General features: G+C 64.2%; 13 protein-coding genes. 4 read left to right on the forward strand and 9 right to left on the reverse strand.

The window, feature by feature from the left end:
• Positions 1 to 33: 33 nt before the first annotated feature.
• Both DRF71_RS04855 and DRF71_RS04860 read left to right on the forward strand, forming a co-directional pair.
• Positions 34 to 1,503, forward strand: coding sequence for a leucyl aminopeptidase (locus DRF71_RS04855; protein ID WP_112309373.1), 1,470 nt, complete (start codon positions 34 to 36; stop codon positions 1,501 to 1,503).
• Between the two features lie 7 nt (positions 1,504 to 1,510).
• Positions 1,511 to 1,978, forward strand: coding sequence for a DNA polymerase III subunit chi (locus DRF71_RS04860; protein WP_112309374.1), 468 nt, complete (start codon positions 1,511 to 1,513; stop codon positions 1,976 to 1,978).
• 143 nt (positions 1,979 to 2,121) lie between these two features.
• On the opposite strand, the gene DRF71_RS04865 is transcribed toward DRF71_RS04860, so the two are convergent.
• From DRF71_RS04865 to DRF71_RS04900, 8 genes are all read right to left on the reverse strand, one after another.
• The gene (locus DRF71_RS04865; protein ID WP_112309375.1) at positions 2,122 to 2,697 is read right to left on the reverse strand and encodes a retropepsin-like aspartic protease family protein; all 576 of its coding nucleotides are present in this window, start codon (positions 2,695 to 2,697) and stop codon (positions 2,122 to 2,124) included.
• 54 nt (positions 2,698 to 2,751) lie between these two features.
• Complete coding sequence (locus DRF71_RS04870; RefSeq protein ID WP_112309376.1) at positions 2,752 to 3,372, reverse strand: MarC family protein; 621 nt, start codon at positions 3,370 to 3,372, stop codon at positions 2,752 to 2,754.
• Positions 3,373 to 3,493: 121 nt separating this feature from the next.
• Positions 3,494 to 4,093, reverse strand: coding sequence for a nitroreductase family protein (locus DRF71_RS04875; protein WP_112309377.1), 600 nt, complete (start codon positions 4,091 to 4,093; stop codon positions 3,494 to 3,496).
• 127 nt (positions 4,094 to 4,220) lie between these two features.
• Positions 4,221 to 6,068 (reverse strand): ABC-F family ATP-binding cassette domain-containing protein, encoded by a 1,848-nt coding sequence (locus tag DRF71_RS04880; protein ID WP_112309378.1) that lies wholly within the window; start codon positions 6,066 to 6,068, stop codon positions 4,221 to 4,223.
• A gap of 189 nt (positions 6,069 to 6,257) precedes the next feature.
• Complete coding sequence (gene ilvN / locus DRF71_RS04885; protein WP_112309379.1) at positions 6,258 to 6,818, reverse strand: acetolactate synthase small subunit; 561 nt, start codon at positions 6,816 to 6,818, stop codon at positions 6,258 to 6,260.
• 64 nt (positions 6,819 to 6,882) lie between these two features.
• Complete coding sequence (locus DRF71_RS04890) at positions 6,883 to 8,631, reverse strand: acetolactate synthase 3 large subunit (protein WP_112309992.1); 1,749 nt, start codon at positions 8,629 to 8,631, stop codon at positions 6,883 to 6,885.
• A gap of 509 nt (positions 8,632 to 9,140) precedes the next feature.
• Entirely contained in the window at positions 9,141 to 9,986 is an 846-nt protein-coding gene (locus tag DRF71_RS04895) for an arginyltransferase (protein WP_112309380.1), read from the reverse strand.
• Between the two features lie 354 nt (positions 9,987 to 10,340).
• Positions 10,341 to 10,817 carry a DUF2852 domain-containing protein gene (locus DRF71_RS04900; protein ID WP_112309381.1) on the reverse strand — a complete coding sequence of 159 codons (477 nt, stop codon included), beginning with the start codon at positions 10,815 to 10,817 and terminating at the stop codon, positions 10,341 to 10,343.
• Positions 10,818 to 11,099: 282 nt separating this feature from the next.
• Here DRF71_RS04900 and DRF71_RS04905 point away from each other — a divergent pair, with 282 nt between their 5' ends.
• Together DRF71_RS04905 and DRF71_RS04910 are read left to right on the forward strand one after the other, a co-directional pair.
• Entirely contained in the window at positions 11,100 to 13,886 is a 2,787-nt protein-coding gene (locus DRF71_RS04905) for a [protein-PII] uridylyltransferase family protein (protein ID WP_112309382.1), read from the forward strand.
• Positions 13,887 to 13,905: 19 nt separating this feature from the next.
• Positions 13,906 to 14,172, forward strand: coding sequence for a hypothetical protein (locus tag DRF71_RS04910; protein WP_112309993.1), 267 nt, complete (start codon positions 13,906 to 13,908; stop codon positions 14,170 to 14,172).
• 31 nt (positions 14,173 to 14,203) lie between these two features.
• Here the strand turns inward: DRF71_RS04910 and eda are convergent, their stop codons facing one another.
• Positions 14,204 to 14,848 (reverse strand): bifunctional 4-hydroxy-2-oxoglutarate aldolase/2-dehydro-3-deoxy-phosphogluconate aldolase, encoded by a 645-nt coding sequence (gene eda, locus DRF71_RS04915; RefSeq protein ID WP_112309383.1) that lies wholly within the window; start codon positions 14,846 to 14,848, stop codon positions 14,204 to 14,206.
• Positions 14,849 to 14,890: the final 42 nt, after the last annotated feature.

Raw genomic sequence — 14,890 nt, forward strand, 5'->3', positions numbered from 1 at the left:
GGATAAACTCGTTTTCTCAGGGAAATCATCACGATGTCGCATCCTGTTCAGATCCGGTTTGAAGATGCAGAAAAAGGCGATCTGACCGGGTTTGCCGGTCGCATCGCCATTTTCGCCGATGCCGCCGGCGCTTTGTCGCCGCTGGCGCGCAAACTGGACCGCGCGGCGCGGGGCGCTTTGTCGCGGGCGGTGGGGTCGGAGGCATTCGCCAAACTGAAACCGGGTGAGGGGCTGGACCTGGCTTTCCCGGCCGGCCTTGCGGCGGATGCGGTGCAGATCCTGCGGCTTCCGAAGCGGACCGATGCGGACTCGGCGCGCAAGGCCGGCGCGCTGATCGGCGCCGCCCATCGCGACAAGCCCCTGACCGTGCTGGCCGAGACGCATCCGCGCGCGGCCGAGATCGCCTTTGGCCTCGCGCTCAGGGCTTATGAATTCGAGGTCTACCGTTCGGGCGAGAAGAAAGAGCCCGGCCCGGTTTCCTTCCTGGTGGCAAAGCCGGAAGAGATCGCGACCCAGGCCGCACCCTTTGCCGCGCTGGCCGAGGGGGTGTTCTTCACCCGCGATCTGATCAATGAACCGGCCAATGTGCTGACCACCTACGAATTCGCGGCGCGCCTTGCGGCGATGGGCGAGCTGGGCCTTGAGGTCGAGATCCTTGAGGAAGAGGAACTGGAAAAGCTGGGGATGCGGGCGCTGCTGGGGGTTGGGCAGGGTTCGGAAAGCCCGTCGAAAGTCGTCGTCATGCAGTGGAAGGGCGGCGCGAAGGATGAGGCGCCGCTGGCCCTGGTCGGCAAGGGCGTCTGTTTCGACACCGGCGGCATCAGCCTGAAACCGGCGGCCGGCATGGAAGATATGGTGATGGATATGGGCGGCGCCGCTACGGTTGCCGGCGTGATGCGGACGCTTGCGCTGCGGAAGGCGCGCACCAATGTCGTGGGGCTTGTGGGGCTGGTCGAAAATATGCCCGACGGGCGGGCGCAGCGCCCGGGCGATGTCGTCAAATCCATGAAGGGCGATACGATCGAGGTGATCAATACCGATGCCGAGGGCCGGCTCGTGCTGGCTGATGTGCTCTGGTATACCCAGGAACGGTTCGCCCCGCGCGGTATGATTGATCTGGCGACGCTGACCGGCGCGGTGATCGTGGCTTTGGGCAATGAGAATACCGGTGTCTTCTCGAATGATGATACGCTTTGCAATGCATTCCTGAAAGCGGCGGCGGCGGAGAATGAGGGCGCCTGGCGGCTGCCTTTGGGCGCCGCCTATGACCGGATGCTGAAAAGCCGGGTTGCCGATATGCGCAATTCCTGCGGGCGCGAGGCGGGCTCGATCACGGCGGCGCAGTTCCTGCAGCGCTTTGTCAAAGCCGATATGCCCTGGATCCATCTGGATATTGCCGGCACCGCTTGGGCGAAATCGGGCACCGATTTCAGCCCGAAGGGCGCGACCGGCTGGGGGGTCCGGGCGCTGAACCGGCTGATCCAGGACCGGTTCGAGGGCTGATACGCCGATGGGCGCGGTCAAGTTCTACCATCTGACAGGCCGCAGCCTTGCCGAGGCTGCGCGCCCGATCCTGAGCCAGGCTCTGGGTCAGGGCTGGCGGGTGATGCTGCGCGGCCCTGACCGGACCATGCTGGAGCGGCTGGATATGCAGCTCTGGGAGCCGAGGGAGAGTTTCCTGCCGCATGGGCTGGAAGGGGGCGAGCATGACCGGGGGCAGCCGGTGCTCCTGGGCAGCGGCGCGGCGGTCAATGGAGCGAAAGCGGTGATGCTGCTTGCCGGTTCGCCGGTCGATCCGGACGAGGCCGCGGCCATGGAGCGGGTCTGGCTTTTGTTCGAGGGCGCCGATGAGCGGCAGATGCAGGCAGCGCGGGCCGAATGGAAAGCGGTCGTCGCGGCAGGGCTGGTGGCGGAATACTGGTCGGATGCCTCGGGGCGGTGGGAGATGAAGACCGCGACCGGCGGCGCTGCCGGCTGAGGCGGACGCGCTTCGCGCAGCAGTATTTGGGCCAGGATGAGCGGGTGTCTGCCTGCCGCCCCCATGACGCGCGATCCGGGCTTTGGCGGAGGGCGGATGCCTCCGGCGGGAGTATTTAAGTCAAGAGGAAGCCACCGGGTACTTTAGCGGGTGAGGATCATGCGGTCACCTTCGATCCGGATCGAGAAGCGGCGCAGGTAATCCATGCCAAGAAGCGAGCCATCCATCTCGCCCTCATTCACCCATGCATCCATCGCGCGGTCGGTGAAGGGGCCGAAGCTGATCTCGTTCAGCGTGATGCGGGCGGTGCGGACCACGCCATTGGCGGTAGAGGCCTCGCCGAAATAGCGCAGATCATCGGGGCGGAAGCCGAGGCGTTCGGCGTCGCGCTGCGAGATCACCATATTGGTGGCGCCGGTATCGACCATGAAGAAGACCTCGGTGCCGTTGAGATCGAGGGCGGCGTAGAAATGGCCATCTGCGGCGCGGCGCAGCACCATTTCACCGGATTCGCTGGCCATCTGGCGCGGGCGGCTGTCGCCACGGATGTCCTTCCAAAGCCCGTAGCCCGCAGCGATGCCGATGAAGATCAGCCCCCAGGCCGCAACTGTGCGCAGCGCGATGCCGATGCGGCCGCGATATTCCACCAGGATCCAGCCGCCAAGTGCCGCCAGCAACAGGCTGAGATACATAACACGCGGCCAGATTTCGGAATCCATCACGCTCTCCTTTCGGCAGATTATGGGGGAAACCGGTGGCGCGGGGAAGAGCGCTCACATCCCGATCAATCCGGTCTGACGGATGCCGTCGATCACAAACTGGACAGAAAGCGCGGCGAGGAGCATGCCGAGAAGCCGGGTGATCACCACGGTGCCGGTGCGGCCCAGGAGGCGCTCGATCGGGGGCGAGGCGAGGAGGAAGAGGAAGGTGACCAGCATGATCGCGACCAGCAGGCCGATGACCGCGAGTTTCGCGCTCCAGGCCTCGCCGGCCTGACCCATCAGAAGGATCATGGTGGCGATGGCGCCGGGGCCGGCGATCAGCGGCGTGGCGAGGGGGAAGACGGAAGGGTCGTGATGCGGGTCGGGCTGCTGGCCCTCGCGCCGCTGGGTCCGGCGTTCGAACAGCATATCCAGCGCGGTGAGGAACAGAAGGATGCCCCCCGCAATGCGGAAGGCCGGCATCGAGATGCCGATGAAATTCAGGATCGTTTCGCCAAAGAGGCCAAAGATCAGCAAAAGCACCGAGGCGATCAGGCAGGCGCGGCGTGCCATGGCGCGGCGGTGGCCGGGGTCCATGCCTTGCGTCAGCGCGATGAACAAGGGCACCAGCCCGGGCGGGTCGATCACCACGAAAAGCGTGGCAAAGGCGGTGATCAGGAAAGCACTGTCCATTTGCCGACTGTCAGCGGGGGCGGGCGGTGCGTCAACCGGCTTTCGCGGGACGCAGGGGCAGCAGATGCGAAAAGGGGAAGGCGCTGTGGCCTTCCCCTTTCACAAGGCGGATATGGGGGGCTTATTTGCCCAGCGTCACGAAACGGCCTTCGTCTTCGATGAAAGCCTTGTCGAGGAAGGGCGCCTCATTCGAGCCGAAGGGCATTTGCGCCTGAAGTTTCCAGCTGGCCGGCAGGCTGAAGGCCGAAGCGAGGGCCGCATCGGCGATGGGGGAGTAATGTTGCAGGCTGGCGCCGATGCCTTCTTCGGCAAGCGCGGTCCAGACTGCGAGTTGCGCCATACCGGCCGAATGCATCGAGAAGCCCGGGAAAGCGTCGGCATAAAGCGGGAAATTCTCTTGCAGGCCTTTGATCGTGTCCTGGTCTTCGTAGAAGAGAACGGTGCCGACACCGGCGGCAAAGCTTTTCAGCTTGGCCTCGGTGGGGGCGAAGGCGTCAGCCGGAACGATCTTGCGCAGTTCCGCGTCGATCAGCGACCAGACTTTATCGCTTTCCGCGCCGAACAGGATCACCGCGCGCGAGCTTTGCGAGTTGAACGACGAGGGCGCGAGGCGGATCGCCTGTTTGATCAGTGTCTCGATCTGGTCTTTCGGCAGCGAGACATTGCGGCCAAGGGCGTATTGGGTGCGGCGCTTGGTCAGGGCTTCGATGGTCTTCGACATTTTCAGGTGCCTATCTGGATGCCGCAGCGCGGCGTTTTCGTTGACACCTATCAACTCCTGCACAGGGAGAATTTCAAGCCGGGTTGACTGTGCAGGGATGAACAGCCCGGGTTCATCCCTGCGCCGCTTATGGATTGGTTTTCTCCAGCGCCTCCTGGGCGTTGATCCAGAGAGATTCGGCGCGGTCCAGCGCCTCCATCACTTCGGCATATTTGCGGTTCCAGACGCCGAGGTCGCCCTTGCGGTCATCCTCATAAAGCGCCGGATCGGCGAGTTTGACCGCGAGTTTTGCGCGCATGTCCTCGATCTTTGCGACCCGCTCTTCGCATTTCCTCAGCTCGGCTTTGAGCGCAAGCACCTCTTCACGGCTGGCCTTTTTTACCACCGGTGCCGCTTTGGCGGGTCTGGTCGCCTCGTCCGGGGTCAGAAGCAGCCGGCGGTAATCCTCAAGATCGCCATTATAGGGCTCGACCGCGCCGCCTTTGACCAGCCAGAGCCGGTCGGCCACGAGGGAAAGCAGGTGCATGTCATGGCTGACAAGGATCACCGCGCCGGAATATTCGGTCAGCGCCTCGACCAGCGCCTCGCGGCTTTCGATGTCGAGATGGTTGGTCGGCTCGTCGAGGATCAGCATATGCGGCGCATCAATGGTCGCCAGCAGCAGCGAAAGCCGCGCCTTTTGCCCGCCCGAAAGCCGCCCTACTGCCGTTTCCGCCTGATCGGCGCCAAGGCCGAAACCGGCGAGACGGGCGCGCAGCTTCGCCTGATGCTCGGACGGGCGCAGGCGCTGGATATGCTGCAGCGGCGTCTCGTCGATATAAAGCTCATCGACCTGGTGTTGCGCGAAATAGCCGATCCTGAGTTTCGAGGATCGCGTGACGGTGCCGCCTGCCTCTTTCAGCTTGCCGGCAAGCAGTTTGGATAGCGTCGATTTGCCTTCGCCATTGCGGCCAAGGAGCGCGATGCGGTCATCCTGGTCGATCCGCAGCGACAGGCGTTTCAGGACCGGCGGCCCGTCATAGCCGACGGAAGCACCGTCGAGTGTCAGGATCGGCGGCGAGAGTTCTTCCGGCTCGGGGAAGGTGAAGACGACCCGCGCCGCATCTTCCGGCGCGGTGATGGTGGTCATCTTTTCCAGCATCTTGACGCGGCTTTGCGCCTGGGTGGCTTTCGACGCCTTGGCCTTGAAGCGGTCGACGAAGCTTTGCAGATGGGCGCGGCGGGCTTCCTGCTTCTTGGCCTCGGCGGCCTGTAGGGCGCGGCGCTCTGCCATCTGGCGGGCGAACTGGTCATAGCCACCCTGCCAGTAGGTCAGTTTCCGGTTGTCGAGATGCAGGATGCCCTGGACCGCGCGGTTGAGAAGGCCTCGGTCATGCGAGATGATGATGACGGTATGAGGGTATTTCTGAAGGTAAGCCTCCAGCCAGAGCGCGCCTTCGAGGTCGAGATAGTTGGTCGGCTCGTCGAGGAGCAAAAGGTCGGGCTGTGCAAAGAGGACGCCCGCGAGGGCCACGCGCATCCGCCAGCCGCCCGAAAAGGCCGAGCAGGGCATAAGCTGCTGATCTGCATCAAAGCCGAGGCCTTTCAGGATCGACGAGGCGCGCCCTTCGGCAGACCAGGCGTCGATATCGCTGAGCCGCGACTGGATTTCGGCGATGCGGGCCGGGTCGGTGGCGGTCTCGGATTCCGCGATCAGGCTGGCGCGTTCGGTATCGGCCTCCAGCACGGTATCGAGAAGCGAGGTTTCCGAGGAGGGAACCTCTTGCGCGACGCCGCCGATTTTGGCGCGGCTGGGCAGGCTGATCTCGCCGCCCTCCAGAGCGAGCTGCCCCCTGATCAGGCGGAAGAGGGTGGTCTTGCCGGCGCCGTTCCTGCCGACAAGGCCGACCTTATGGCCGGTGGGAATGGTGGCGGAAGCGCCCTCAAAGAGGGGGCGGCCTTCGACGGAATAGGTGATGTCAGAGATGCGCAGCATGGGGCACGCCTTGCCAGTGCCGGCGCCTCAGGTCAACGGGGATCATGCGCAAGACCGGGGAGGAAGCCCGCGCTTTTGGCCCATAGCCGCGTTGCGGCTCCGGTCCAAAAGGCGCGGGCGGGGGCGGGCCTGCTGCGCAGGCCCGCGGTTGCTTTGTATGGCCGCCGGGCCGAGCCGCAGCAGCCAGGGTCAGAAGCCGCGCGACAGGGCTGCGACGCCGGTGCGGGCGATTTCCTTCAGTCCTAGTGGGCGCATCAGATCAGCGAAAGCGTCGATCTTGTCGGGGGTGCCGGTGAGTTCAAAAATGAAGCTCTCAAGGCTGGTATCGACCACTTTGGCGCGGAAGATCTCGCACAGCCGCAATGCCTCGATCCGCTGATCGCCCTTGCCGACGACTTTGAACAGCGCGAGTTCGCGTTGCACGCTCGGTCCTTCGGCGGTCAGGTCATGCACGGCATGAACCGGCACCATGCGCGAGAGCTGCGCCTCGATCTGGTCGATCACCGCCGGTGTCCCGCGCGTTACCACAGTGATTCTGGAACGGTGGCCGGTATGATCGACCTCGGCCACAGTCAGGCTGTCGATATTATAGCCGCGACCGGAAAACAGCCCAATGACGCGCGCCAGCACACCAGGCTCGTTCTCGACGATCACCGCCAGCGTATGGCTGGCCTCCACCTCGGAATGATGGTCACGAAGGTCATAGGCGGAATGGCTCGTCGAGCCCTTTTTGATCTTAAGCGCAGACATTGGCTGCCCTTTCATCTGTCTCTAAATATCCCGGGGGTCCGGGGGCAGGGCCCCCGGCACGGTGTCACACCAAAACAGCGCCCGATTTGAACGCATCCGCATCGGCCGAAAGCAGCATCTCATTATGCGGCTTTCCGCTCGGGATCATCGGGAAGCAGTTCTCATGCTTCTCGATCAGGCAATCAAAGATCACCGGCCCGTCATAGCGGATCATCTCCATGATCGCATCATCGAGATCCCCGGGATCCGAGACCTTCAGACCCTTGCAGCCAAAGGCCTCGGCCAGTTTCACGAAATCGGGCAGGCTTTCGGACCAGCTGTGCGAATAGCGTTCGCCATGCAGCAGCTCCTGCCACTGGCGCACCATGCCAAGCCGTTCATTGTTCATAATGAACTGCTTGACAGGCGCGCGGAACTGCATCGCCGTCCCCATCTCCTGCATGTTCATCAGCCAGGAGGCCTCACCGGCAACGTTGATCACCAGCGCTTCGGGATGGGCCACCTGCACACCGATACTGGCCGGGATGCCATATCCCATCGTTCCAAGGCCGCCAGAGGTCATCCAGCGGTTCGGCTCTTCAAATCCAAGGAACTGCGCCGCCCACATCTGGTGCTGGCCGACCTCGGTGGTGATATAGCGATCCATGCCTTTGGTCAGCGCTTCGAGACGCTGCAAGGCATATTGCGGTTTGATGGTCTTTTCCGACGGCGTGTAAGAGAGGCAGTTCACCGCCCGCCATTCATTGATCTGTTTCCACCACTTCGCGAGGCCGTCCTTATTGACCTTGCGCCCGCGCGCCTTCCAGATCTTCAGCGCATCTTCCAGAATATGGCCGACATCACCCAGGATCGGCACATCGACCCGGATCACCTTGTTGATCGAGGAGGGGTCAATATCAATATGCACCTTCTTCGATTTCGGCGAGAAATCGGCGACACGGCCGGTGATCCGGTCATCGAAACGGGCACCGACATTGATCATCAGATCGCAGCCATGCATCGCCAGATTGGCCTCATAAAGACCATGCATCCCCAGCATCCCGAGCCAGGCCTTGCCACTGGCCGGGTAGGCGCCCAGCCCCATCAGGGTCGAGGTGATCGGGAAGCCGGTGGCCTCGACAAACTCACGCAGCAACTGGCTGGCGCCCTTGCCGGAATTGATCACGCCGCCGCCGGTGTAGAACAAGGGCCGCTCGGCGGTTTCCATGAGTTCCACCATCCGGGTGATGGCCTCGGTATCCCCCTTCACCCGCGGCTGGTAATGCGAGCCCCTGGCCTTTTCAGGCGCGGTATAGGGGCCGGTGGCAAACTGCACATCCTTGGGGATGTCCACGAGCACCGGGCCGGGGCGGCCGGATTTCGCGACATGAAACGCCTGGTGAATGGTGTCCGAGAGCTTTTCGGTCTCTTTCACCAGCCAGTTCATCTTGGTGCAGGGCCGGGTGATGCCGACGGTATCGGCCTCCTGGAAGCCATCGGTCCCGATCATAAAGGTCGGCACCTGTCCCGAAAGCACGATGATCGGGATCGAATCCATCAGCGCATCGGTCAGGCCCGTCACCGCATTGGTCGCGCCCGGGCCGGATGTCACCAGCGCCACGCCCACCTTCCCGGTCGAGCGCGCATAGCCCTCGGCCATATGGACCGCGCCCTGTTCGTGACGGACAAGGATGTGGCGGATGTCGTTTTGCTGGAAGATCTCGTCATAGATCGGAAGCACCGCGCCGCCCGGATAGCCGAACACCACCTCGACGCCCTGATCCTTCAGCGCCTGCACCACCATCTTCGCGCCGGTCATCACCTTTGCCGTCATCGCTTCACCGTCTTCCTCTCGCCGGACCATTACCGGCCATTCAAAAATCAAAAAGCCCCCGAGGGTCGATCCGGGGGCGCATGGGAGACCATTATGGCAACCGTTACCGGCCCATGCGCCTGTCCCCAATGACTACAAGAAGCTTGTCCATCTGCGTCTCCTGCTGCGCGAAACCCTGGCTCCGCGCGATCTGGCGGGAAACTAGGCAAGCGGTGAAGGAGCGTCAACCGTAAATCGGCACGGAATCTGTCCGGAATGGCATGAAAATCGTAATTTTCTTTCAATGGGTGGTGGGTTCTCGCAATTATCCGGATTCCCGGCTGCGAATCTGAGGCCGCAGCGCGGGTTCCGGGCGTCGGATGCCTCCGGCGGGAGTATTTTCGTCAAGAGGAAATACCTGTCATTTGCCAGATCGCCGGCGGTTCTGTTTCAGAACGCGGCACGCTGTTCCCCTGACAGAAATACTCCCGCCGGAGGCATCCTGCGCTGGCGGCAGGAGCAAGATCGGATCAGGAGCCCCGCGCTTCCGGCAGGCTGATCTTTGCCACCTGTTCGGCGATCGGATCGACCGAGAGCGGATGCAGCTCGGCCCGGTGATCCGCCGGGTTTCCCAGCGGCACCCATTCTCCGCCCTTGAAGATCTCCAGCGCGTCATAACCGGCTTTATAGCCCATCTTGCGGCTGCCCGGCACCCAATAGCCGAGATAGACATAGGGCAAACCCGCCTCGCGGGCGATCTCGACATGGTCGAGGATGATATAACTGCCCAGCGAGCGGGCGGTCATATCGGGGTCATAGAAAGAATAGACCATCGAGAGACCGTCATCGAAGACATCGGTCAGGCAAACGGCGGTCAGCCGGCCTTCTCGATCCGGTCTGTCACCGGTGAGGTCATCGCCGGGGCGGGTATATTCGATCACGCGCGAACGGATGGGGGTCTCCTCGATCATCGCGGCGAATTCGAAAATATCCATATCCGCCATACCGCCATCGGCGTGACGGGTATCGAGATAGCGGCGGAACAGCTGGAACTGGTCTTCGGTTGCCCAGGGGCTGGTCGCGCTGCGGGTCAGGTCCTCGTTCTTTTTCAGGATCCGTTTCTGCGTGCGCGACGGCGTGAAATCCGCAACCCGGATCCGCGCCGAGAGGCAGGCCGAACATTCCGCGCAGGAGGGCCGGTACAGCACATTCTGGCTGCGGCGAAATCCCTGTTTCGACAGCGCGTCATTCAGCCTTTGCGCATGTTCACCCTGCAAGGCCGTGAAGAGCTTACGCTCCATCCGCCCGTCCAGATAGGGGCAGGGCTGGGGCGCGGTCACATAGAATTGCGGGGCGATGGGAAGGGTGTGGCGCATCGGGACTGTCGGAAGGGCTTTTCGGTCGGCGGAACTCTGTCTCGGTTTTTTCGGTCTCGGCTGTTTGGCGCATGGCTGCCCGTCGGCTTTTGCGGCCAGACAGGGCCGGCATTGGTCAGGCGGGGCTGGCATCGGTCAGGAAAGACCCTAGCAAGGGCAAATCCATCCGACAACTGCGCAAATGTCACAAAAATGCGCCCCGGCTGCGGACCGGGGCGCTGATATTTCCGCAAGTTTATCCAAATGGCCGGGGCCAGAGATCTGGGGGCGGGGGCCTGGGGCCAGAGACCCGAGGCCAGAAGCCTGGGGGCGGGGTGCCGGGGCGGCACTCGTCCCGCCCCGGCGAAATGCGGGTCAGTATTCGCCGCGCCGCGACTGGTCGCCGGGCTCGGTGCCGGTTGCGGTTTCGGTGGCCGCGGTGGGCTCGGTTACAACCCGGGCGCGCTCGTCCATGAACCGGTCGAATTCCTGCTTGTCGCGCGCATCGCGCAGCCGCTGAAGGAAGGATTCGAAGGCGCCCTGTTCCTCTTCCAGCCGACGGAGCGTCTCGTTGCGATAGCTGTCGAAGGCGGTATTGCCGGTGGCGCGAAAGCCTCTGTGATGGCCGCCGTGACGGCCAAAATCGTGGCGGGCGCCGCGCTCATGGCCGCGATTGCTGCAAGCGAAACCAAACATCTGTTTTCCCCATATCATCCAGGCCAGCAAAGCGAGGCCGAGCGGAAAGAAAATCACGAATCCCGCCACCATGGCGGCAATCCAGGCCCATTTCCCACGGGCGTCAAGCCAGGCGTCAGCCTGACGAAGCCGGTCGGTAAATCCGCGAAAGGCCATGCTGCCTGTGCGGGAACCAGCTGTGCTGTTCATCTCGAGATCACTCCCTGTTGCTATGTAAATACCGTTTACATGACGCAATGTGCGGTGGGGCGGGCGCTGTTTCAAGTGGATATGTGAATGATATTTACATGCCCGGGCGCAGACGGATTCGGGTTCAGCGGGTTTCCGCCTGGGCAAAAGCCGCAAAGCCCCCGGTGAAACCGGGAAAACGGTGTTCAGGGCGCCGCCCGGCTGTCACAGGGAATTGACCCCCCCGACGCCGCGCCGCATTTTGCGCCCATGTCCGATCTTGCATTCGCCGCCCGCATCACCCGCCAGCCCATCGCCTTTGATCCTGCCGCCGGGGCCGAAGCCCGGGCGGAATTTGCCGATCTTGGCCCCGGTGTCGCGGCGCTGATCGGCGGCGCGGCGGGGTGCTCGCCCTATCTCACCGGCCTTTTGTCCCGGGAGGCGGAGTGGATCCGTCAGGCGCTTTCGGGCGCCCCCGAGGCGGCGCTGGCCTCGCTGCTGGCAGAGCCGCGCGAGGCGGGGCTTGATACTCTGGGGGCCGCGCTGCGCCAGGCCAAGCGCCGGGCCGCGCTGCTGGCGGGGCTGTGCGACCTGGGCGGTGTGTGGCAGCTCAATGAGGTGACGGGAGCGCTGACCGCGCTCGCGGATCTCGCGGTCGATCTCAGCGTCAAATGGCTGGTGGCCGAAGAGATCCGGCGCGGCAAACTCCCCGGTGCCACGCCGCAGGATGCCGGGACCGCCGGCGGCATGACCGTGCTGGCCATGGGCAAGATGGGCGCGGGCGAGCTGAACTACTCCTCTGATATCGACCTGATCTGCCTGTTCGACCAGGAGCGCTATGGCGAGGATTGGGCCGAGGCCCGCGCCAGTTTCATCCGCGTGACGAAGAAGATGACCGCGATCCTCTCGGATGTCACCGATGAGGGCTATGTCTTCCGCACCGATCTGCGGCTGCGCCCGGATGCCAGCGTGATGCCGGTCTGCCTTTCGATGGGGGCCGCCTATAATTATTACGAGGCCGAGGGCCGCACCTGGGAACGCGCGGCCTATATCAAGGCGCGGCCCTGTGGTGGCGATATCGAGGCCGGGAACCGCTTTCTGGCCTCGCTGACGCCTTTTGTCTGGCGCAAGCATCTCGATTACGCGGCGATTCAGGACGCGCATGACATGCGGCTGAGGATCCGCGAACATCGCGGGCTGAACGGGCCGCTGACGGTTGAGAACCACAATATCAAGCTGGGCCTCGGCGGTATCCGCGAGATTGAGTTCTTCACCCAGACCCGCCAGCTGATCGCCGGCGGCCGCGACCCGGATCTGCGCGATTCCACCACCGAGGGCGGCCTCGCGGCGCTGGCGGCCAAGGGCTGGATCCCGGGCGAGGTCGCGCAGGAACTGACCACGCTTTACCGCGCGCATCGCGAACTGGAGCACCGGCTGCAAATGGTCGGCGATGCCCAGACCCAGACCATGCCGCCGACTGCCGAAGGCGTGGCGCGCATCGCGGCGTTCATGGGCGAGGGCGAGGCGGGTTTCCGCGACGGGTTGATCACCCGCCTGAAACGCACCGATGAGCTGACCGAAGGCTTCTTCGCCCCCGAGGACCCGGTCGAAGAGGGGCCGGCACTGTCGGATCATGCGCGCTCGATCGTCGATGGCTGGAAACATTACCCCTGCCTGCGCTCGGACCGGGCGCAGACGATCTTCCGGCGGCTCCGTCCGCAATTCCTGAAATCGCTGGCAGCGGCGGCCAGCCCGGATGAGGCGCTGGTGGCGCTGGACGGGTTTCTGGCCGGGCTGCCCTCGGGCGTGCAGGTGTTTTCCCTGTTCGAGGCCAATCCGCAACTGGTCGATCTGATCATCGACATTGCCGGCACCGCGCCGGAACTTGCGCGCTATCTGTCGCGCAATGCAGCCGTGCTGGATGCGGTGATCGGCGGCTCGTTCTTCGCGCCCTGGCCCGGCGCGCGCGGGCTGACGGCAGCACTGGCGCAGCGGCTGGGCGATCTCGCGGATTATGAGCGCCGGCTTGATGAGGCCAGGCGCTGGATGAAGGAATGGCATTTCCGCACCGGCGTGCATCACCTGCGCGGGCTGATCGACAGTTTCGAGGCCGGCAAGCAATATTCCGACCTCGCCGAGGCGATGGTGGCGGCGCTCTGGCCGGTGGTGCTGGCGGAATTTGCGGCAAAGCATGGCCCCGCGCCGGGGCGGGGTGCGGTGCTTCTTGGGATGGGGAGCCTCGGGGCAGGGCGGCTTAATGCCTGTTCCGATCTCGATCTGATTCTGATCTATGACGCCGGGGATTCCGAGCAATCCGAAGGCCGCCGCCCCTTGCCGGTGCGCACCTATTACGCGCGCCTGACCCAGGCGATGGTGACGGCGCTTTCGGCGCAGACGGCGGGTGGCAGGCTTTACGAGGTCGATGTCCGCCTGCGCCCTTCAGGGCGGCAGGGGCCGGTCGCGACCTCGCTGACCAGCTGGCGCGACTATCAGATGACCGAGGCCTGGACCTGGGAACATCTGGCACTCACGCGGGCGCGGGTGCTGGCGGGAGATCCCGGCCTCGCGGTTGCGGTCGAAGAGGCGCGCCGCGCGGTGATCGCGCTGAAGGGGGCGGGCGAGACGGTGAGCGCCGATGTGGCCTCGATGCGGCTCAGGCTGCAGGAGGCAAAGCCGGCGCGCGGGGAATGGGAGACCAAGAATGGCCCCGGCCGCCTGATGGATATTGAGCTCCTGGCCGAGATGGCGGCGCTGATCACCGCCAATCCCGCCCGCCCGGTCGAACGCCAGATTGCCGGCGCGAAACAGGTGCTGGACAAGGCGGATCAGGAGGCGCTGGCAAAGGCCTGGCGCTTCCTGTGGTCGCTCCATTGCGCGGCGCGGCTCTTAAGCGAGGGGCCGCTTGATCCGGAGGCAATCGGCGAGGGCGGTCGCGCATTTCTTTTGCGCGAGACCGGGGAAAGCGACATGGAGACGCTTCTGGCACAGCTTCGGTCGGTGGTGGCGCTTGCAGCCGGCATCTGCGCGCGGCAATTTGCTGCGAAACAGAACGGGTAAAGCGATGGGGAGGCTGGCTGTGCGGTTGGAAGAGGCGGATCCGAAAGGGCTGGTCAGGGAAAGCTACCGGATCGAGGGGATCAGCCTCGCCGAATGCCGCTCGATCTTTATGGACTGGGCGCTGAGCATCGCGGATAACCGCAAGATCCCCGATGCGCTGCGCGCGCTGATAGCGGAATATAGCGGTACGGCGCCGGATCATCCGATGAACGACGTGCTGACCGCCGGCCTGATGCCCGCCCCCGAGCCGAAGCGCCGGGGCGGACGTCTAGGCCGCGCGATCTGACTTTCTGGTCCGGGCCCTCAGCCGCGGGGAGTCAGCTGCGGGGCAGGGCAGCCGCACCGGCGGCGAGGCGAGTGACCTCGGCCCAGTTACCGGCGGCAATGGCGTCTTTCGGTGCGACCCAGCTGCCGCCGACACAAAGAACGTTGGGCAGGCTCAGATAATCGCCGGCATTTTTCAGGCTGATGCCGCCGGTCGGGCAAAAGCGCACCTGCGGCAGCGGCGATGACAGCGCCTTCAGGAATGCGGCGCCACCTGCCTGTTCGGCCGGAAAGAATTTCTGCATCGTATAGCCGCGTTCCAGGAGTGCCATTGCTTCCGAGGCCGAAGACGCTCCGGGGAGCAGCGCCAGCCCCTCATCCTCGCAGGCCTCGATCAGGCCCTGGGTGGCGCCGGGCGACACCCCGAACTGCGCCCCCGCCGCTTTCGCCGCCTTCACATCGGCGCGGGTCAGAAGCGTGCCGGCGCCGACCACGCCGCCCTCGACTTCTGCCATGGCGCGGATCACCTCCAGTGCGGCTTTGGTGCGCAATGTCACCTCCAGCGCCGGCAGCCCGCCTGCGACCAGCGCTTTTGCCAGCGGCACCGCCGTTGCCACATCCTCGACGATCAGCACCGGCACCACCGGCGCCAGGCGACAGATCTGTTCTGCGGCGATGGATTGTTCTGCGGGGGTCATATTTTATCCTCGGACAGGTTTCTGCCAGCGGCAGCGTTTGGA

This window comes from Pseudogemmobacter bohemicus, from assembly GCF_003290025.1.
Taxonomy (GTDB): Bacteria; Pseudomonadota; Alphaproteobacteria; order Rhodobacterales; family Rhodobacteraceae; genus Pseudogemmobacter; species Pseudogemmobacter bohemicus.